Genomic DNA, 20,610 nt, shown 5'->3' on the forward strand with positions numbered 1-20,610 from the left:
TAAATTTTCAGAATTTTGTGAAAAGCACTTGAAAAATGTTTTAAAAGGCGTACAATAGGATAAAAATAAAGAAAGAGGAATTGTTATGACAGTAGATTTAGACTGGGAAAATCTAGGCTTTGCCTATCGCAAATTACCATTTCGCTATATTTCATATTACAAAGACGGTAAATGGGATGAAGGAAAATTAACAGAAGATTCAGTGCTCCATATTTCAGAAGCTTCACCAGCTTTGCACTATGGACAACAAGCTTTTGAAGGATTGAAAGCTTATCGCACAAAAGATGGTTCTGTTCAATTGTTCCGTCCAAATATGAATGCGGAACGCTTGCAACGCACAGCAGATCGTCTTCTCATGCCACAAGTGCCAACAGAAAAATTTATCGATGCTGCAAAGCAAGTTGTTCGCGCTAACGAAGAATTTGTCCCACCTTATGGAACAGGTGCGACACTTTATCTACGTCCTCTTTTGATCGGTGTTGGTGATATTATCGGGGTTCACCCAGCAGACGAATACATTTTTACAATCTTTGCAATGCCCGTTGGAAATTATTTCAAAGGTGGTTTGGTTCCAACAAACTTTTTGATTCAAGATGAATATGACCGTGCGGCACCACATGGAACAGGTGCTGCTAAAGTTGGTGGTAACTATGCATCAAGTCTTCTTCCAGGTAAAATGGCACATGAACGCAAGTTCTCTGATGTTATTTACCTAGACCCAGCTACACATACCAAGATTGAAGAAGTGGGTTCTGCAAACTTCTTTGGTATTACAGCAGATAATGAGTTTATCACACCACTTAGCCCTTCTATTTTGCCATCAATTACAAAATATTCACTTCTTTATTTGGCTGAGCATCGTTTTGGCATGAAAGCTATTCAAGGTGACGTTAAACTTGATGAATTGGATAAGTTTGTCGAAGCAGGTGCCTGCGGTACAGCAGCAGTCATTTCACCAATTGGTGGTGTCCAACATGGTGATGATTTCCATGTTTTCTATAGTGAAACAGAAGTAGGACCAGTGACACGTAAATTGTACGATGAACTTGTAGGTATTCAATTCGGTGATGTGGAAGCACCTGAAGGATGGATTTACAAAGTTGACTAATATTTTAAAGCTTGCTCTTGCAAGCTTTTTTGTTTTTCGGTAAAATATAGCGTGAGGTGGAAAAATGAGCAAAAAAGATAAAAAAATCGAAATTCAACTTGCTGATGCAAAAGTTGCTATTAACAACGTTAATGTTGATGGTTACAACTTGACTGCCGGTAAAAAAGTTATCGGTGAAATTGCTGAACTTGACCATAAGTTGGCAGTTGTAAAAAACGGTGAAGTTGAGTCACTTTTCAAGACATTAGAGCAAGCAATTGAAAGTATTATTGAAAATTACAACTTAAATCGCTAAAAAATCGCGAAAAGTACTTGTCAGAGAACAAAAACTATGCTAGAATAGTTTTTGTCGTAACGGAAGGGTAGCGAAGAGGCTAAACGCGGCGGACTGTAAATCCGCTCCTTCGGGTTCGGGGGTTCGAATCCCTCCCCTTCCATTCTTAGATTAATTGAACATTCTTTTTGGGGTATAGCCAAGCGGTAAGGCAAGGGACTTTGACTCCCTCATGCGTTGGTTCGAATCCAGCTACCCCAGTCAAAGGTATCGAGTTTCGGCTTGACACCGTCAAAGATAAAAGTTGTTGTCGTTGCGGGTTACCTTGAGAAATATTATTGTTGTCAAAAGCTAGCTTAAGCTAGCTTTTGTTGGAGGATTTTTTTAGAATGAATGAATTTGAAGATTTGCTAAACAGTGTTAGCGAAGTAAACCCTGGTGATGTTGTCACTGCGGAAGTTTTAACTGTTGATAATGATCAAGCAAACGTTGTTATCGAAGGAACAGGTGTTGAAGGTGTTCTTACACTTCGTGAATTGACTAACGATCGTGATGCTGATATTAACGATTTCGTTAAAGCTGGCGACACAGTTGAAGTTCTTGTTCTTCGTCAAGTTGTAGGTAAAGATACTGATACAGTTACTTTCCTTGTCTCTAAAAAACGCTTGGAAGCTCGCAAAGCTTGGGATAAACTTGTTGGTCGCGAAGGCGAAGTTGTTACTGTTAAGGGTACACGTGCTGTTAAAGGTGGTCTTTCAGTTGAATTTGAAGGACTTCGTGGTTTCATCCCTGCTTCAATGATCGATACACGTTTCGTACGTAACACTGAAAAATTTGTTGGTCAAGAATTTGAAGCTAAAATCAAAGAAGTTGTTCCAGCTGAAAACCGCTTCATCCTTTCACGTCGTGAAGTAGTTGAAGAAAAAGCTGCTGCAGCTCGTAAAGAAGTCTTCTCTAAAATTGAAGAAGGTTCAATCGTTAAAGGTAAAGTTGCTCGCTTGACAAGCTTCGGTGCTTTCGTTGACCTTGGCGGTGTTGATGGACTTGTTCACGTGACTGAATTGTCTCACGAACGTAACGTTTCACCTAAATCAGTTGTTTCAGTTGGTGAAGAAATCGAAGTTAAAGTTCTTTCAATCGATGAAGAAGCAGGTCGTGTATCACTTTCACTTAAAGCTACAACACCTGGACCATGGGATGGTGTAGAACAAAAACTTGCTGCTGGCGATGTTGTTGAAGGTAAAGTTAAACGTTTGACTGATTTCGGTGCTTTCGTTGAAGTATTACCTGGTATCGATGGACTTGTTCACATCTCACAAATTTCACACAAACGTGTTGGAAATCCTAAAGATGTTCTTTCAGTTGGTCAAGAAGTTAAAGTTAAAGTTCTTGATGTTAACGCTGATGCAGAACGTGTATCACTTTCAATTAAAGCTCTTGAAGAACGTCCAGCACAAGCTGAAAACGAAGAAAAACGTCAATCTCGTCCACGTCGTCCAAAACGTGAAGCTAAACGTGATTACGAACTTCCAGAAACTCAAACTGGATTCTCAATGGCTGATTTATTCGGCGATATTGAATTGTAATTATAAATCAAGAAAAGACTTACATTGTAAGTCTTTTCTTTTTGTTTTGATATGGTATAATAGAATAGTTGCCACCCTTAGTGTAATGGATATCACGCAAGATTCCGGTTCTTGAAATAGGGGTTCGATTCCCTTAGGGTGGAGTTATTGAGTAAAAAAAGCCAGAATGGCTTTTTTCTTTGCGATAAAATCGATTCTAATTGCCTTGTAGCTGTTTTTATGAGGAAGTAGTGGTTTATCAGGATAAAAGTAAAAAGTGCTTTAAAAAGCTATTCTGTAGTGATTAGGGCGTTAAAAAAGCAGTCTAATAATTATAGACTGCTTAATACATTATTTTAAGATAATTTGTGCGATAATTGGGCTAACGATAACATACATAATTCCGGTAACGCCGATAGCAAGACCTGCCATGGCACCTTCAACTAGGCCATATTTCAGAGCTGTTCCAGTACCGATAGCATGCCCTGTTCCGCCAAGACTAAGTCCGATAGCAACAGGGTCTTCAATTTTTAAAAGTTTTAAGAATACAGGACCAAGAACACTGGTTAAAATTCCTGTAATGACAACAACAACTAGAGTTACAGTTGTAATTCCTCCCATTTTATCAGTAATACCGACTGCCATAGCAGTTGTAACTGATTTAGGGAATAATGAAATAGCTAGCAAGTATTTAATACCAAAACTTTTAGCAACGATTGCTGTAAAAGTAGTATTTACGACACAAGCAATGAGGATTCCAGATAAAATACTTCTAATATGGTGTTTCATTAAGTGAAATGAACGATAGAGTGGAATACCAAGTGCAACTGTCGATGGAACGATAAGTGTATTTAGATAACTTCCTCCGACATAATAGTCTGAGTATGAAATTTTTGTGATTTTTAAAAATGCAATAATGAAAAATGTTGCAAGAAGTAAAGGGGTGGTAATAGGGTGAGGAAATCTCCGGTAAATCAAGATTCCCATTAGATAGGCTAAAATTGAAAGCATAATACCAAAGATTGGATTGGTTAGAATATTAGTCATGGTGTCCTCCTTTATCGACATAATCTCCTTCGAAACGTGTTTTGATGAATTGTACAACAAAACCAATTGTAGTGACGTTTAAAAAGATTGCTACTAGGATGATAATAGTGATAGGAAGCAGATAATCTTTGATATCATTAAATCTGTCCATAATACCAACGGCCGCTGGTAAAAATAGGATGGTCATATTATTGAGCAGAAAATTTCCAACTACATCAATATGCCTCAGACGAATGATTTTGAATTCGAGGGCAAGAAAAAGTAGCACTAATCCAATAATGCTACCAGGAACAGGCAAATTGAGTAAATTAGAAATTGCCTCCCCTATAAATGAAAAGATGAGAATAATCATAAATTGAACGTATAATTTCATTAGTAAACTCCTTCGTTATAAGTCTACTACTATAGATATTTTTTTCAAGGTTATGAAACGTTTACATGTAAATTTTTTGAAAAATTACAAATATTATCTTTCTTTAACATAAAAAAACTGAGTTTAACTCAGTTTTAGTGATTTAATATCAATTTTAAGACGTTTCCTCCAAAGATCCAGATATAACTATAAGAGATAATTGAAATTGGTTTTGTAAGTAGGATAATTAGAATGAAACGCTTCAGAGAAATTCTTGAAAGGCCAGTAATCATTACGACAATATCTGCAGGTGAAACTGGTGATAACATACAAAGGATAAAGAAATTCTCGTAATTTTTTGTATCAAGTTTAGCTTCATACTTGTAAAATGTCTTTTCGTCAATAAACAGTAGGATGAATATTCGTCCGTATTGTCTGACAAGTAGGAAAAGTATAATACTACCAATAACGATTCCAAGGTAGTTGTAAATGAATGCTAAAACAGGGTTAAAAATTAAAAATCCAGCTACAGTTGTAACTCCACCAGGAATTATTGGGAACACAACTTGGAAAATTTGTACCAAAATAAAAACCAAGGGGCCACAGAATCGGTGTTGGTTGACAAAATCTTTGAGTGCATTGCTATCATTTAAAATACCCAAGTGGTAGAACCAGATAACTAAGACAAAGGTCCCTAATAAAGCTAGAATACCTAATAATTGAATCAGTCGCTGGCAAAAAGCATAGCTATCAAACTTCTTCATTTTCATATTTTTATGATAACATAAGACTTTGTTTTTTTGAAATACAAACTATAAAATGAACATTTTTGAACAAAAATACTAGTTTATAGTGGCATAACATTCTATTTCAAAATTATTTTTTGCCATTTTCCGTATTATTTGCTATAATATTATTTGTAGCTTTTGATTACTTTATAATTTCTGGGGTCGTTACGGATTCGACAGGCATTATGAGGTACATTCTGCGACTCATCGGCAGATGTAAAAATGCCAGTTAAATATAACTGCAAAAAATACAAATTCTTACGCTGTAGCTGCCTAAAAACCAGCTCGCGTGATCTCTACAGGATTGCTTGTGTTTTGCTAGAGGTTTCATTGATTAACAAGCTACATTTGACTATTGCCTAGCTAGTCAAAAAGAGATTTATAGGCTCGCTTAATCTAGGTTTGAGTTATGTATCGAGCTTGAGTTAAAATAAAGACATAACCTATGGTTGTAGACGAATGTATTGGCAGGTGTTTGGACGTGGGTTCGACTCCCACCGGCTCCATAAAAGCTTTTCATAGTTTAGCAAAGTTACGCAAAACGTTGATTGTCAACGTTTTTTATTTTTATATTTTGCCTAGTTTTGTCTTTTAGAGAGACCCAAAAAGAGACCCAAAAACGGGTCTCTTTTTAAAAATCAATATAATCGGAAAATTGTTTCCCAATATCATCAATGATTGGTAGTTATTTTTGAGTATCAAAATTCTTTAAAAATCCCTCACCAATTTGGTAGGGATTTTTTTATTATTGAATATTAATTTTGTTTTTTAGTAAGTAGTGGGTTGCAAGGTAGAAGATAATGCCTTTAATGAGATTTTCAATAATTGATAATGGAAGTAAATTCCAGCTCAAGGTGTCATCACTCAATTGTCCACTAGTTAATTCAGAAACAATAATTAAAACAATGCTTAGAACACAATATGCAATAAATGCCATCAAGCTTCGTTTGTTAGCAAAAAGCTGTCCGATTGAAATAGCTAGATAAATCATCAATATTCCAGATAGTACTGATGTAATTTCAAGAAGAAGTAGCAAGAACCAATCTTTAAGTATCAGCATATTTCCAATTTGTGGGAGTATTGCTAAGAAATGTCCAAGTCCAGAAATTGGCAGGATTAGTATTGTAATACCAATCAGCACAATCAAGAGATTAAAAGCAGTCCAAATCGCTGATGCAACAAGTTTAGATAAAATGATTTGGTGTGTCGATACAGGTAGTGTCAGGGTTAGATAACCTTCTCGACCAAAGAGATTTTTATAGAAGCGTCTGACGATGATAACTAGAGTAGCAATACAAGCACTTGCAACTAGTACTCCAAAAATCAAAGCTAGAATGATTGGGATTAACTGTGCAAAGTTATTGGAACTAATATTGGAATGTTCTTCAGCGAAGTTTGTTAGAGATTTTATGCTAAAGCCAAGGAAGAATGACATGGCAATGATTGAAGCATTGAGTGCGAAATACCATTTACCAACGGATTTTAATTCATATTTTAAAAGTTTTGAAAACATAATTCCCCCTAAGCTTTGTAAGTCTCACGGAAAAGTGAATCAATAGATTTTCCGCGTTCTTCACGAATATCATCGGTATTACCTTGTAAAATGATTTTACCGTCTTTTAGGAAAATAATCTCATCAAGAATTGGTTCAATTTCTGAGATGAGGTGTGTTGAAATAATGACAGAAGCGTCTTCACAATAGTTGTTGATAATCGTGCGTAAAATATAATCACGAGCAGCAGGATCCACCCCGCCAATTGGCTCATCAAGAATGTATAGTTTTGCTTGACGGCTCATGACTAAAATTAATTGGACTTTTTCCTTGTTCCCTTTTGATAAATTTTTAAGAATGTCGTCAGGGTCTAGATTTAAATCTTTTAAAAGGTGCTCGGCTTTTTCACGAGAAAAATCTTCGTAGAAATCCTCGAAAAAGGTTAAAGCATCGTTGATTTTCATATCGTCTCTGAGGTATGAAGTATCAGGAAGATATGAAATAATTTTCTTTGTGTCAACAGAAGGGCGATAGCCGTCAACAACGATTTCTCCACTTGTTGGGTGAAGAAGACCGTTGATTAGTTTAATAAGTGTTGTCTTTCCGCTTCCGTTTGGTCCAAGCAACCCAATGATTTTTCCAGCTGGTAAACTGAGGGTCACATCATCAACAGCTACACGTTTTTTATATTTTTTAGTAACGTGATGTAGTTGGAGTAATTGACTCATCCTATTTTTTCTCCTTAATATACGATTCTAATACAGTCACAATGTCGTCGATATTATATCCCATTTTTTGCATGTTATTAACAAATGATTGAAGTTCTGCTTCAGCAACTTCACGACGTTTTTGCTTAATCAAATCTTTATCATCAGTGACAAAACGCCCAGAAGTTCGTTGGGAGTAAACCATTCCTTCGCGTTCTAGTTCTGAAAAGGCGCGTTGCATAGTGTTGGGATTGACGCCAGCTTCTTCAGCTAATTCGCGAACTGTTGGGAGTTGATCACCGCTTTTTATTTCTTGGCTGATAATCTGCATTTTAATGTGTTGTGCAATTTGGATATAAATAGGTGATTTTTCATCAAATTTCCAGGACATACGATAACCCCTTTCTATATTAAAATTAAAGAAGTCTTGTACTACATTAATGGTACAAAAATAAGTTTGAAATGTCAAGGAATCAGAAGCTTCCGTCTACGATTTGGATTAAAACATAAATATGCTTTCATTTTTAGTGTATAATAAGATGGAAGAAGTGAATCGAAGAAAGGAGGGCACTTTATGTTTGCCCAATTAGACACCAAGACAGTCTATTCTTTTATGGACAGTTTAATTGACTTAGAAGGCTATGTTAAAGAAGCAAAAGTATTAGGCTACCAAACTATTGGGATTATGGACAAAGATAATCTCTATGCCGCCTTTCATTTTATTGAAATAGCTAAAAAGCAAGGTATTCGTCCTGTTTTAGGTTTAGAATTGACACTTGACATTCAAGAAAATCTGTCGGTGACTTTCTACTTAATTGCGCGCGATACACAAGGTTATAAAAATCTGATGAAGGTATCGAGTCGCCAAATGACGAATGGTATTCAGTTAGAAGATTTAAATGATTACCTACAAGGGATAGCAGTCATCATTCCTTACTTTGAGGATTTAGAAAGTATTAGCGTACCTTTTGATTACTATATTGGTGTCGATATTCATTCGGAGGAAAGAGAATATAACAAACCGATTCTTCCATTACACACAGTTCGGTATTTTAATACTAACGAAGTAGAAACGCTGCACATGCTGCACGCTATTCGAGACAACGTTAGTTTAAAAGACGCTCCGCTAGTACCACAAAACCAACATTTGGTAGCTTGTGATATTTTAACACAGGCTTTTGAACAGAAATTTCCAAAGGCTTTAGAAAACCTTGAACAACTGGTTTCTACCATTCAGTACGATTTTAATAGTGAGTTGAAATTGCCAAGGTTTAACCGTCAAAAGCCTGCTCAAGAAGAGTTAGTTGAGTTGACTCAATCAGGACTTAAGGAAAAAGGACTTTGGCTACTAGAGTATCAAGAACGATTATCAAAAGAGTTATCTGTCATTCACAAAATGGGATTTGACGACTATTTCTTGATTGTTTGGGATTTATTACGTTTTGGTCGTAGTCGTGGCTATTATATGGGAATGGGACGTGGTTCTGCAGCAGGAAGTTTAGTTTCTTATGCTCTTGATATTACAGGGATTGATCCAGTTAAAAACAACCTGCTTTTTGAACGCTTCCTAAACGAAGAACGTTATAGTATGCCGGATATTGATATTGACCTACCAGACGTTTATCGTAGTGAATTTCTTCATTATGTACGCAATCGTTATGGAAGTCTTCATTCAGCGCAGATTGTGACGTTCTCGACGTTTGGTGCTAAACAGGCTATCCGCGATGTTTTTAAACGCTTTGGAGCTCCTGAGCATGAATTGACTAATATCACTAAGAAAATTAGCTTTAGAGATAATTTGACGACGGTTTATGAAAAAAATCTTTCTTTCCGTCAGATTATTAATTCAAAAATTGAATACCAAAAAGCGTTTGCTATTGCTAAGCGAATTGAAGGCAACCCACGTCAAACTTCTATCCACGCAGCCGGTGTCGTTATGAGTGATGACAATCTGACAGAACATATTCCACTAAAAGCTGGTGAGGATATGATGATAACTCAGTATGATGCTTCTGCAGTTGAGGCTAACGGTCTTCTTAAGATGGACTTCTTAGGCCTACGAAATCTGACTTTTGTTCAACGAATGCAAGAAAAAGTAGCAAAAGATTATGATGTTAATATTGATATTAAATCAATTAATTTAGAGGATAAGAAGACACTTGCTCTTTTTGCAGCTGGAAGAACAAAGGGGATTTTTCAGTTTGAACAAGCTGGGGCAATTAATCTTCTAAAACGTATTAAACCACGTAAATTTGAGGATATTGTAGCTACTACGAGTTTAAATCGTCCTGGGGCTAGTGATTATACCGAGAACTTTATTAAACGTCGTTTTCGAAAAGAAACTGTTGATTTGATTGATCCTTTAGTGGCTCATATCTTGGAACCTACTTATGGTATTATGCTTTATCAAGAGCAAGTTATGCAGATTGCTCAAGTATATGCTGGCTTTACTCTTGGAAAGGCGGATTTGTTGCGCCGCGCTATGTCGAAGAAAAAAGTAGAAGACATGCAAAAAATGGAAAGTGAATTTTTAAAAGGAGCACAATCCCTAGGTCGTCCACTCGATGTTGCTAAGGATTTGTTTTCTCGCATGGCAAAATTCGCTGGTTACGGCTTCAACAGAAGTCACGCATTTGCCTATTCAGCTTTAGCTTTTCAACTAGCATACTTTAAAGCTCATTACCCTGCTGTCTTTTACGATGTCATGCTCAATTATTCAAGTGCGGACTACATTACTGATGCGCTTGAGTCAGAGTTCAGTGTCAATAAAATTGATATAAACACTGTTCCCTATAATGATAAGATTTCAGATGGGCGTATTTATCTTGGATTGAAAAATCTTAAAGGCGTACCACGAGATATGTGTTATTGGATTATTGAGAATCGTCCGTTTTCAAGCATTGAAGACTTTTTGACTAAGTTACCTGAAAACTATCAGAAAAAAGAATTTGTCACTCCGCTGATTGAAATTGGTGCATTTGATAAATTTGAAAAAAATCGTCGTAAGATTATTGAAAATCTAGAACCTTTATTTATGTTTGTAAATGAACTAGGAAGTTTATTTGCTGAAACTTCTTACAGTTGGATTGAAGTTGAAGATTTTTCAAGTGCAGAGAAGTACCGTCAAGAACAAGGACTGCTTGGTGTTGGTATTAGCCCACATCCGCTTTTGGAAATCGCTAAAAAATCATCAGTTTCATTTACAGCTCTGGCTGACTTACATGAAAATACTGAAGCAACAATTCTTGTCGAATTGAACCAAATTCGTGTAATTCGAACAAAAACAAAGGGAGAACAAATGGCGTTTTTGAACGTAACTGACATGAAGAAAAAATTTGATGTGACATTGTTTCCAGAAATCTTTGCTCAATATAAGGATATGCTTCAAGAAGGTAGATTTTATTATTTAACCGGGAAAATTCAAAAACGTAACGACAGATTGCAGATGGTACTGAATCGTGTTCAAGAGGCAAGCAGCGAGCGCTTGTGGTTGCTGGTTGAAAATCATCTGCATGATGCAGAAATTTCACAAATCCTGTCTAAGTTTCCTGGTAAGATTCCTGTTATTTTGCACTATCAAGATAGTAAGCAGACGTTACAGAGTCAAAAGCATTTAGTTAGTAAGGATGTAGAATTAGCACAAGCTCTAAAACCATATACACTGAAAACGATTTATCAATAAAATTTTAGTAAAAATAAAATAAAGTAAAGCATTTTATAAAGTAATGTGCTATAATAAGAACGTTAGATTAATAAAAGGAGTATTAGCAAAATGAAACGTATTGCTGTTTTGACTAGTGGCGGCGACGCTCCTGGTATGAATGCTGCTGTTCGTGCAGTTGTTCGTAAAGCAATTAAAGAAGGAATGGAAGTCTTCGGAATCAACCGCGGTTATGCTGGTATGGTCGATGGCGACATTTTCCCATTGGACGCTCAAAGTGTTTCAAACATTTTGTCTCGTGGTGGTACTTTCCTTCAATCAGCTCGTTACCCTGAGTTTGCAACTCTTGAAGGACAACTTGCTGGTATCGAACAACTTAAAAAACACGGCATTGAAGGAGTCGTTGTTATCGGTGGTGACGGTTCTTATCACGGCGCTATGCGCTTGACAGAACACGGATTCCCAGCAGTTGGTATCCCAGGTACAATCGATAACGATATCGCTGGTACAGATTACACACTAGGGTTTGATACAGCTGTAAACACAGCTATGGAAGCTCTTGACAAAATCCGTGATACATCTTACAGTCACAAACGTACATTCGTTGTTGAAGTAATGGGACGTAACGCTGGTGATATCGCTCTTTGGTCAGGTATTGCTGCAGGTGCTGACCAAATCATTATTCCTGAAGAAGAATATGACATCAACGAAGTTGTTGCAAAAGTTAAAGATGGTTACGAAAACAAAGGTAAAGAACGTCACCTTATCGTTCTTGCTGAAGGTGTAATGCATGCTGAAAAATTTGCAGAGTTGATGAAAGAAGCTGGTGACACTAGCGACCTTCGTGCAACTAACCTTGGTCACATCCTTCGTGGTGGTGCACCATCACCTCGTGATCGTGTTCTTGCTTCTTGGATGGGTGCTCACGCTGTTGAATTGCTTCAACAAGGTCGTGGTGGACTTGCCGTTGGTATCCACAACGAAGAATTAGTAGAAAGCCCAATTCTTGGTACTAAAGAAGAAGGTGCTCTATTCTCATTGGCAGAAGATGGTAGCATTATCGTTAACATGCCACACAAAGCACGTCTTGACTTCGCTCAATTGAATCGAGATATTGCTCATTTATAATAGTATAGTATTTATAGTTTAAAAATTATTGTTATTAATAGTCGTTCATTCGGCTTAAAAATAAAGGGAGTTTCATATTATCATGAATAAACGCGTAAAAATCGTTGCAACACTTGGTCCTGCGGTTGAAATCCGTGGCGGTAAAAAATTTGGTGAAGATGGATATTGGGGTGAAAGCCTTGATATTGAAGCATCAGCACAAAAAATCGCTCAATTGATTAAAGAAGGTGCAAACGTCTTCCGTTTCAACTTCTCACACGGTGACCACGCAGAACAAGGTGAACGTATGGCTACTGTACGTCGTGCAGAAGAAATTGCAGGTCAAAAAGTTGGTTTCCTTCTTGACACTAAAGGTCCTGAAATCCGTACTGAACTTTTTGAAGGCGATGCTAAAGAATATTCATACAAAACTGGTGAACAAATCCGTGTTGCTACTAAACAAGGTATCAAATCAACTCGCGAAGTTATCGCTTTGAACGTTGCAGGTGCTCTTGACATCTACGACGATGTTGAAGTTGGTAAACAAGTTCTTGTTGACGATGGTAAACTTGGTCTTCGTGTTGTAGCTAAAGATGATGCAACTCGTGAATTTGTTGTTGAAGTTGAAAACGATGGCATTATCGCTAAACAAAAAGGTGTAAACATTCCTTACACTAAAATCCCATTCCCAGCTCTTGCTGAACGTGATAACGCTGATATCCGTTTTGGTCTTGAACAAGGTCTTAACTTCATCGCTATCTCATTCGTACGTACTGCAAAAGACGTTGAAGAAGTTCGTGCAATCTGTGAAGAAACTGGTAACGGACACGTTCGTTTGTTCGCTAAAATCGAAAACCAACAAGGTATCGAAAACATTGACGAAATCATCGAAGCTGCTGATGGTATCATGATCGCTCGTGGTGACATGGGTATTGAAGTTCCATTTGAAATGGTTCCAGTTTACCAAAAAATGATTATCACTAAAGTTAACGCAGCTGGTAAAGCAGTTATTACAGCAACAAACATGCTTGAATCTATGACTGAAAAACCACGTGCAACTCGTTCAGAAGTATCTGACGTCTTCAACGCTGTTATCGACGGTACTGATGCAACAATGCTTTCTGGTGAATCAGCAAATGGTAAATACCCAGTTGAAGCTGTTCGTGCAATGGCTACAATCGATAAAAACGCTCAAACCCTTCTTAACGAATACGGACGTCTTGATTCATCATCATTCGCTCGTACTTCTAAAACAGAAGTTGTGGCTTCAGCAGTTAAAGATGCAACAAGCTCAATGGATATCAAACTTGTAGTTGCTCTTACTGAATCTGGTAACACTGCTCGTCTTATCTCAAAATACCGTCCAGATGCTGACATCTTGGCTGTAACATTCGACGAAAAAACTCAAAAATCATTGATGATTAACTGGGGTGTTATTCCAGTCGTAACTGAAAAACCTGCATCAACTGATGACATGTTTGAAGTTGCTGAAAAAACTGCTCTTGAATCAGGATTGGTTCAATCAGGTGATAACATCGTTATCGTCGCTGGTGTTCCTGTTGGTTCAGGTGGTACAAACACAATGCGTATCCGTACTGTAAAATAATTAAATAATAAAAAAGCCTATCATATCAAGCTTTACAGCCTGTGTGATAGGGCTTTTTTTATGTCAAAATGGTTGCAAGGAGCACAAATGGGGCAAAAGAGCTCTACATAATTTCGATTTAACTCTGTGTTAAAATTCATTTGCATACTTTTTTTATATTTCAAAACATGATATAATAGAAAGAGAATAGGAGAAATTATGGTTAAACGCGATTTTATACGAAATATTATTATAGTTTTAATTGCCATTTTGGTACTGTTTTTGTTGAGAATTTTTGTATTTTCAACATTTAAGGTGCATAAAGATGCTGCTAATTCTTATTTGTCAAATGGTGATGTAGTAGTAGTTAATCGCAATCGTGAACCCCGTTATAAAGATTTTATCGTTTATAAGAAAGATGATATCTTTTATATCAGTCGTGTTGTTGCTACAGCTGGACAAAGTGTGACCGTAATGGATGATATTCTTTATGTTAATAATGAAGTTAAACAAGAGCCTTACATTGGTAAAATTAAATCTGAGTATTCTTCAACATCAGATACACAGCAACCGTTTACTTCTGATTTTTCTGTAAGTACTATTACCAATGGGAAGTACGATAAAATTCCAAAAGGTTATTATTTGGTATTGAATGATGATCGTCAAAATACAAATGATAGTCGTGATTTTGGTTTGATTAAAGAAAGTCAGATTCGTGGTGTTGTAACGTTTAAGATTTTGCCACTTAATAAATTTGGATTTATTACAACAGAGTAGTTTAACTGCTCTGTTTTTTCTATTTGTACCAATCCATAATTGGTATAGCTAAAATCATACCAATTATTTTGTTGACAATATCATATCAAAGTTATATACTGTTGCTGTAAGGTTTTGGAGAGTCTTTATTAGACTAGACCAATTCAATTTTTTAAGAAAGAGATAGCAAGATTCTTCTTGCTAAAGGTAGTAAATATGTGTGGTATTGTTGGTGTTGTTGGAAATAAAAATGCAACAGACATCTTAATGCAAGGTCTTGAAAAACTTGAATATCGTGGTTATGATTCAGCAGGAATTTACGTAACTAACGGTTCTAATCAAGGGCGTTTGATTAAATCAGTCGGACGTATTGCTGACCTACGTGCTAAAATCGGGATTGATATGGCCGGTTATACTGGAATTGGTCATACTCGTTGGGCAACTCATGGTCAACCAACTGAATCAAATGCTCACCCACATACATCTGAAACTGGACGTTTTGTCTTGGTTCACAATGGTGTTATTGAAAATTATCTACAAATTAAAGAAACACACCTTTCAAATCACCATCTAAAAGGTGAAACTGATACTGAAATTGCGGTTCACTTGGTTGGTGAATTTGTTGAACAAGGTCTTTCAGTTCTTGAAGCTTTCAAAAAAACTTTGAACATTATTGAAGGTTCATATGCTTTTGCACTTGTTGATGCTGAAGATTCTGATACTATTTATGTTGCTAAGAATAAATCACCACTTTTGATTGGTTTAGGTGATGGCTACAATATGGTATGTTCTGATGCTATGGCAATGATTCGCGAAACGAGTGAATTTATGGAAATCCATGATAAAGAGTTGGTTGTTTTAACAAAAGATTCTGTATCAGTTATGGATTATGATGGAAATGCAGTAGAACGTGATTCTTACACAGCTGAACTTGATTTGTCAGATATCGGTAAAGGAACTTATCCTTACTACATGTTAAAAGAAATCGACGAACAACCAACTGTTATGCGTAAATTGATTACTGCTTACACAGATGATAACAATAATATTACTGTTGATCCTGAAATCATCAAAGCAGTTCAAGAAGCTGACCGTATCTATATTTTAGCTGCTGGTACTTCTTACCACGCTGGTTTTGCATCAAAATCATTCCTTGAAACATTGACAGATACTCCAGTTGAGCTTGGTATTGCTTCAGAATGGGGTTATAACATGCCATTGTTGAGTAAAAAACCACTGTTCGTGATGATTTCTCAATCAGGTGAAACTGCTGATAGCCGTCAAGTTTTGGTTAAAGCTAATCAAATGGGAATTCCAAGTTTGACAATTACAAACGTTCCTGGATCTACCTTGTCACGTGAAGCAACTTACACAATGCTTTTGCATGCTGGTCCTGAAATTGCCGTTGCATCAACTAAAGCTTATACAGCTCAAATTGCTACACTAGCTATTTTGGCTAAAGCAGTTGGTGATGCTAATGGGAATAAAGCTGCTGCTGAATTTGACTTGGTACACGAACTTTCAATCGTTGCGCAATCTATTGAAGCTTCGCTTTCTGAAAAAGATACAATTGCTAAAAAAGCAGAAGCACTTCTTAAAGAAACACGCAATGCATTCTACATTGGACGTGGTTCTGATTACTATGTTGCTATGGAAGCAAGCTTGAAACTAAAAGAAATTTCTTATATTCAATGTGAAGGTTTTGCCGCTGGCGAATTGAAACATGGTACAATTTCATTGATTGAAGATGGTGTGCCTGTAATTGCTCTTATTTCAAGCAATCCTATCCTTGCATCTCATACTCGTGGTAATATTCAAGAAGTTGCAGCACGCGGAGCAAGTGTTCTAACAATCGTTGACGAAAGTCAAGCACGTGAAGGTGACGATATTATTGTAACGACTGTTCACCCATTCTTGTCTGCAATTGCAATGGTCGTTCCTACACAATTGATTGCTTACTATGCAACACTTCAACGCGGCTTGGATGTTGATAAACCACGTAATCTTGCAAAATCTGTAACTGTTGAATAAAGTTCTTGCCAAATTTTACTTTCTAGGGTAGAATGAATAATGTAACTTTTTGCTAAAGGACAGCTAAGAAAGTTATAGCTATTTTTGATAAGGAGAAATTATGTCTTTACCAAATTGTCCAAAATGTAACTCTGAGTATGTTTACGAAGATGGATTAATGTTAGTTTGCCCAGAGTGTGCTTATGAATGGAACCCAAGCGATTCAGTTGAAGAAGGAGATGGCTTGGTTGTTCTTGATAGCAACGGTACTCGTCTTGCTGATGGGGATAGTGTTACTATCGTTAAAAACTTGAAAGTAAAAGGTGCACCAAAAGATCTTAAACAAGGTACACGTGTGAAAAACATTCGTCTTGTTGAAGGTGATCACAACATCGATTGTAAAATTGATGGTTTTGGCGCAATGAAATTAAAATCAGAGTTTGTTAAAAAACTATAATGACTTTTAAGCTGTGAGTAGATTTACTCACAGCTTTTTTGCAAAAAAAGATGCATACATATATAAATTTATGTAAAAATGGTTTATTTTTATTACAAAAAGTGAGAAATTATTCTTGATTACTCCCAATTTATTCTAAAATCTGTTATAATAGAAGATACTATCAATTCTTTTTAGGAGAAAATATGTCATATATTTCACAAATTCTGCCTAGCTTATTAGATGGTGCAGCAGTGACATTGCAGGTTTTCTGTATTGTTATTGTATTATCAATTCCATTTGGTGCTATCTTAGCTTTTTTGATGCAGATAAAATTTAAACCGTTACAATGGTTGTTGACTTTGTACGTGTGGATTATGCGTGGGACTCCATTGTTACTACAATTAATTTTCTTTTACTATGTCTTGCCAAGCGTGGGCGTAGTTATGGATAGACTTCCAGCAGCTATTTTAGCTTTCACGTTAAATTATGCAGCTTATTTTGCTGAGATTTTCCGTGGTGGTATTTCAGCCATTCCCAAAGGGCAATATGAGGCTGCTAAAGTTTTGAAATTAAATCAACTTCAAACGATTCATTATATTATTTTGCCACAAGTTTTCAAAATTGTTTTGCCGAGCGTTTTCAATGAAATCATTAACCTCGTTAAGGATTCTTCACTTGTTTACGTGCTTGGTGTTGGTGATTTGTTGCTTGCTAGTAAAACAGCAGCCAATCGTGATGCTTCTTTAGCACCTATGTTTGTAGCGGGAGCGATTTACTTACTGATGATTGGTATTGTAACACTAATTTCAAAACAAACTGAGAAAAAATTTGATTATTACAAATAAGAGGTGACCAGATGTTAGAATTAAAAAATATTTCAAAACAATTTGGTCAAAAAAAGATTTTTGATCAATTTAATTTGACCATTGAAGATGGAAAAATTTTGTCATTAGTAGGTCCTTCAGGTGGTGGTAAAACAACTTTGCTACGTATGCTTGCAGGTCTTGAAACAATTGATTCAGGTGAAATCATTTATAATGGTGAAGTAGTTCCAATTGATCACTTGGAGAACCTTAACTTATTAGGATTTGTTTTCCAAGACTTTCAATTATTTCCACACTTGTCTGTTTTAGAAAACTTGATTTTGTCACCTGTTAAAACAATGGGAATGTCAAAAGAAGAAGCAAAAGAAAAAGCCCTAGGACTTCTTAAACGTCTTGGGTTGGGTGAGCATGCGGGAGCTTATCCTTATTCATTGTCTGGTGGTCAAAAGCAACGTGTGGCACTAGCTCGTGCAATGATGATTGATCCTCAGATTATTGGGTATGACGAACCGACTTCAGCGCTTGATCCTGAGTTACGCCAAGAAGTTGAAAAATTGATTTTACAAAATCGTGAAGCAGGAATGACTCAAATCGTGGTTACCCATGATTTGCAATTTGCTGAAACAATTTCAGATCACATTTTAAAAATTAATCCAAAATAACAGAAAGTTTATTAGGTGTGTCTATGAAGATCAAAAAAATTCTTTTAAGCGCTTTGGTGCTTGTTTCGACTGTAGCACTAGCTGCCTGTGGTTCATCGTCTTCAAAAAAAGTTTCTAACACTGACCAGTGGGATTCTTATGTAAAAGATGGTAAGATTACGATTGGTTTCGATAATACCTTTGTTCCAATGGGATATGAAGATGAAGACGGAAAAAACGTTGGTTTTGATATTGATTTAGCGAATGCTGTTTTTGCTGAATATGGTATTAAAGTTAAATGGCAGTCAATCAACTGGGATATGAAAGAAACTGAATTAAATAATGGAACAATTGATTTGATTTGGAATGGTTATTCAATCACAGATGAACGTTCAGAAAAAGTTCGTTTCACAAACCCTTATATGATAAATGAACAAGTATTGGTGACTAAAAAATCGTCAGATATTACAAGTTTTGCTGGTATGAAAGGAAAAGTCCTTGGTGCCCAATCAGGTTCATCAGGTTATGATGCTTTTAATGCGAATCCTAAAGTATTAAAAAACATTGTCTCTGGCGGAGATGCGACACAATATGAAACATTTACACAAGCTTTGATTGACCTTAAAAACGATCGTATCGATGGTTTGTTGATTGATAAAGTTTATGCTAATTACTATCTTGAACAAGAAGGCGAGCTTGACAAGTATAACATTATTTCAAGTGAATTTGATGGTGAAGACTTTGCTGTCGGAGCTAGAAAAGCAGATAAAACACTTGTTAAGAAAATTAATCAAGCATTCCAAAAACTTTATAAAGACGGTAAATTCCAAGAGATTTCAAATAAATGGTTTGGTGAAGACGTTGCAACTGATGCCGTCAAAAACTAAAAAAGAAGCTCTAAGTTTAACAACTTAGAGCTTTTTTAATTATAAAAAGCTAGAGTAGAAGCTCTAGCTTTTGTTTATTTTTGTGATTTAGGTGTGATTTGATGGAAAGCAAGGAACCAATTTTCCTTACGGCGCCAAATACTTGTGTGTGTTTGTCCATCGAGCTCATAAGTGATTAGTTTTGTTTTTTGACTAATTGAAGTCATCTCAAAGCCTTCAAAATTACTCATGTAGTGTTTGGCACGTGAAACCATTTCGTATTTTGTATAAGTTTGTCCATCAGCATCAACGAGTTTGAAGTTATCTGAAATCAATTCTTCGTAATCAGGGATTTTTGCAAGAATGGTTTTCTCTGCTTTGAATAGTTTGCGATAAACGTTGTCCCAAATTTCATCCTCTGGGATAGATCCAGGTTCAACGTGAACATCGGTGTCATAGACTGAAAATTCTTTTCGAAGAATGTCTTCGATTTGTTCAGTGACTTCATGGCTTTCATAAACTGATAAATCTGGATTCATTTCAACAACGATGTCAAGGTAGATGTTACTTCCATAAGAGCGACCACGTTGAGATTTAACATTTGAAACTTTTGGAAGTTTTAAAATGGCTTCCTTGTATTTTTTTAATTCTTTTTGATCAAATCCATCTGATAAACTAAAGGCACTTTCCATAAAGATATCGTAGGCTGTTTTCAAAATGAAGTAAGTGATGACGATAGCAGCAAGTCTATCGATGATAACGAGATTGAAAGAAGCGGATAGAATGGCGATAGAGGTACCGATTGATGTTACGGCATCGGATAAGTTATCCTTTGAAGCAGCTAAAAGAGCAGTTGATTTGACACGTTGAGAGAGACGTTTGTTGTGGAGGTAGACACCGTACATGATTAAAGCTGAGATGACTCCGATGATAGCACCTTCTGGATCAAGTGGTGTTAGACTACCAGTGATGATTTTTTCAACGGTTTGAAAGAGGACTTTAAAACCAATGTAAAACATGATAAATGAAGTAATCAAACTTGATAGATCTTCGATTTTCCAATGTCCAAAACGATGATCTTCATCAGCTGGCTTACTTGCTAGATGTAATCCAATTAATAGGACAACATTTCCTAAAATATCAGATAAGTTGTTAAAACCATCAGCGATTAAAGAAGATGAATTAATAAAATAGCCAGTGATTAATTTGAGTAAAGTAATGACAAAGTATGCGACAATACTGACAATTGGTCCACGCTTAGCTAAACGAAGATTTTCTTCTGGTGTTGACATATAATGCCTCCTTTGTGAGAAATGGCGGTATGTATATTAAAATTAAGGCTACCTTCTATTATATCACTAAAACGACTTCCTGGGGCAAAAGAATCC

19 protein-coding genes, 3 tRNA genes and 1 other RNA gene are annotated in these 20,610 nt (G+C 36.2%); 16 read left to right on the top strand and 7 right to left on the bottom strand.

Going from position 1 to position 20,610, the window contains the following annotated elements:
• The first annotated feature begins 85 nt into the window (after nt 1-85).
• The 6 genes from HMPREF0819_RS01610 (at nt 86) to HMPREF0819_RS01635 (ending at nt 3,111) form a co-directional block, all read left to right on the top strand.
• On the top strand, nt 86-1,108 hold the full coding sequence (locus HMPREF0819_RS01610) for a branched-chain amino acid aminotransferase (RefSeq protein ID WP_004231429.1): 1,023 nt from the start codon (nt 86-88) through the stop codon (nt 1,106-1,108).
• A 64-nt stretch (nt 1,109-1,172) separates the two neighbouring features.
• Complete coding sequence (locus HMPREF0819_RS01615; protein ID WP_004231432.1) at nt 1,173-1,403, top strand: DUF2969 domain-containing protein; 231 nt, start codon at nt 1,173-1,175, stop codon at nt 1,401-1,403.
• 61 nt (nt 1,404-1,464) lie between these two features.
• Nucleotides 1,465-1,545, top strand: a tRNA-Tyr gene (locus HMPREF0819_RS01620).
• 26 nt (nt 1,546-1,571) lie between these two features.
• Nucleotides 1,572-1,643: transfer RNA gene (locus HMPREF0819_RS01625), tRNA-Gln, on the top strand.
• A 128-nt stretch (nt 1,644-1,771) separates the two neighbouring features.
• Nucleotides 1,772-2,968, top strand: a complete 1,197-nt coding sequence (rpsA, locus tag HMPREF0819_RS01630; RefSeq protein ID WP_004231435.1) for a 30S ribosomal protein S1 — start codon at nt 1,772-1,774, stop codon at nt 2,966-2,968.
• 71 nt (nt 2,969-3,039) lie between these two features.
• Nucleotides 3,040-3,111, top strand: a tRNA-Arg gene (locus tag HMPREF0819_RS01635).
• 187 nt (nt 3,112-3,298) lie between these two features.
• On the opposite strand, the gene HMPREF0819_RS01640 is transcribed toward HMPREF0819_RS01635, so the two are convergent.
• From HMPREF0819_RS01640 to HMPREF0819_RS01650, 3 genes are all read right to left on the bottom strand, one after another.
• Complete coding sequence (locus HMPREF0819_RS01640; protein ID WP_004231439.1) at nt 3,299-3,994, bottom strand: LrgB family protein; 696 nt, start codon at nt 3,992-3,994, stop codon at nt 3,299-3,301.
• Nucleotides 3,987-4,367 carry a CidA/LrgA family protein gene (locus tag HMPREF0819_RS01645; protein ID WP_004231443.1) on the bottom strand — a complete coding sequence of 127 codons (381 nt, stop codon included), beginning with the start codon at nt 4,365-4,367 and terminating at the stop codon, nt 3,987-3,989. Before HMPREF0819_RS01645 ends, HMPREF0819_RS01640 begins: the two co-directional genes overlap by 8 nt.
• A 134-nt stretch (nt 4,368-4,501) precedes the next feature.
• Complete coding sequence (locus HMPREF0819_RS01650) at nt 4,502-5,116, bottom strand: TVP38/TMEM64 family protein (protein WP_004231445.1); 615 nt, start codon at nt 5,114-5,116, stop codon at nt 4,502-4,504.
• Between the two features lie 176 nt (nt 5,117-5,292).
• Between HMPREF0819_RS01650 and ssrA the strand changes: the two genes are divergently transcribed.
• Nucleotides 5,293-5,643: a transfer-messenger RNA gene (gene ssrA / locus HMPREF0819_RS08590) on the top strand.
• A 236-nt stretch (nt 5,644-5,879) separates the two neighbouring features.
• Here the strand turns inward: ssrA and HMPREF0819_RS01655 are convergent.
• Genes HMPREF0819_RS01655 through HMPREF0819_RS01665 form a run of 3 tightly spaced genes read right to left on the bottom strand, consistent with a single transcriptional unit; the run spans nt 5,880 to nt 7,724 of the window.
• On the bottom strand, nt 5,880-6,647 hold the full coding sequence (locus HMPREF0819_RS01655; RefSeq protein WP_004231446.1) for a hypothetical protein: 768 nt from the start codon (nt 6,645-6,647) through the stop codon (nt 5,880-5,882).
• Nucleotides 6,648-6,655: 8 nt separating this feature from the next.
• A complete protein-coding gene (locus tag HMPREF0819_RS01660) occupies nt 6,656-7,354 on the bottom strand; it encodes an ABC transporter ATP-binding protein (RefSeq protein ID WP_004231448.1) in 699 nt (232 codons plus the stop codon).
• Nucleotide 7,355: 1 nt separating this feature from the next.
• Nucleotides 7,356-7,724 carry a GntR family transcriptional regulator gene (locus HMPREF0819_RS01665; protein ID WP_004231449.1) on the bottom strand — a complete coding sequence of 123 codons (369 nt, stop codon included), beginning with the start codon at nt 7,722-7,724 and terminating at the stop codon, nt 7,356-7,358.
• Between the two features lie 183 nt (nt 7,725-7,907).
• On the opposite strand from HMPREF0819_RS01665, the gene HMPREF0819_RS01670 reads away from it, so the two are divergent.
• The 9 genes from HMPREF0819_RS01670 (at nt 7,908) to HMPREF0819_RS01710 (ending at nt 19,243) form a co-directional block, all read left to right on the top strand.
• On the top strand, nt 7,908-11,015 hold the full coding sequence (locus tag HMPREF0819_RS01670; protein WP_004231450.1) for a DNA polymerase III subunit alpha: 3,108 nt from the start codon (nt 7,908-7,910) through the stop codon (nt 11,013-11,015).
• A 90-nt stretch (nt 11,016-11,105) separates the two neighbouring features.
• A complete protein-coding gene (gene pfkA, locus HMPREF0819_RS01675; RefSeq protein ID WP_004231451.1) occupies nt 11,106-12,122 on the top strand; it encodes a 6-phosphofructokinase in 1,017 nt (338 codons plus the stop codon).
• An 82-nt stretch (nt 12,123-12,204) separates the two neighbouring features.
• Entirely contained in the window at nt 12,205-13,707 is a 1,503-nt protein-coding gene (gene pyk, locus HMPREF0819_RS01680) for a pyruvate kinase (protein ID WP_004231452.1), read from the top strand.
• 198 nt (nt 13,708-13,905) lie between these two features.
• Complete coding sequence (gene lepB / locus HMPREF0819_RS01685) at nt 13,906-14,463, top strand: signal peptidase I (protein ID WP_004231453.1); 558 nt, start codon at nt 13,906-13,908, stop codon at nt 14,461-14,463.
• Between the two features lie 195 nt (nt 14,464-14,658).
• Entirely contained in the window at nt 14,659-16,473 is a 1,815-nt protein-coding gene (gene glmS, locus HMPREF0819_RS01690) for a glutamine--fructose-6-phosphate transaminase (isomerizing) (protein ID WP_004231454.1), read from the top strand.
• Nucleotides 16,474-16,573: 100 nt separating this feature from the next.
• Nucleotides 16,574-16,909, top strand: a complete 336-nt coding sequence (locus tag HMPREF0819_RS01695) for a zinc ribbon domain-containing protein YjdM (protein ID WP_004231455.1) — start codon at nt 16,574-16,576, stop codon at nt 16,907-16,909.
• Nucleotides 16,910-17,094: 185 nt separating this feature from the next.
• Nucleotides 17,095-17,736: an amino acid ABC transporter permease gene (locus HMPREF0819_RS01700; RefSeq protein ID WP_004231457.1), complete on the top strand. Its 642-nt coding sequence runs from the start codon at nt 17,095-17,097 to the stop codon at nt 17,734-17,736.
• Nucleotides 17,737-17,747: 11 nt separating this feature from the next.
• Complete coding sequence (locus tag HMPREF0819_RS01705) at nt 17,748-18,377, top strand: amino acid ABC transporter ATP-binding protein (RefSeq protein ID WP_004231458.1); 630 nt, start codon at nt 17,748-17,750, stop codon at nt 18,375-18,377.
• Between the two features lie 23 nt (nt 18,378-18,400).
• Complete coding sequence (locus HMPREF0819_RS01710) at nt 18,401-19,243, top strand: amino acid ABC transporter substrate-binding protein (protein ID WP_004231459.1); 843 nt, start codon at nt 18,401-18,403, stop codon at nt 19,241-19,243.
• 74 nt (nt 19,244-19,317) lie between these two features.
• Here HMPREF0819_RS01710 and HMPREF0819_RS01715 read toward each other — a convergent pair whose 3' ends face one another.
• On the bottom strand, nt 19,318-20,514 hold the full coding sequence (locus tag HMPREF0819_RS01715) for a cation diffusion facilitator family transporter (protein ID WP_004231460.1): 1,197 nt from the start codon (nt 20,512-20,514) through the stop codon (nt 19,318-19,320).
• Between the last annotated feature and the right edge of the window lie 96 nt (nt 20,515-20,610).

Origin of the sequence: Streptococcus equinus ATCC 9812 (assembly GCF_000187265.1) — a bacterium.
Taxonomy (GTDB): Bacteria; Bacillota; Bacilli; order Lactobacillales; family Streptococcaceae; genus Streptococcus; species Streptococcus equinus.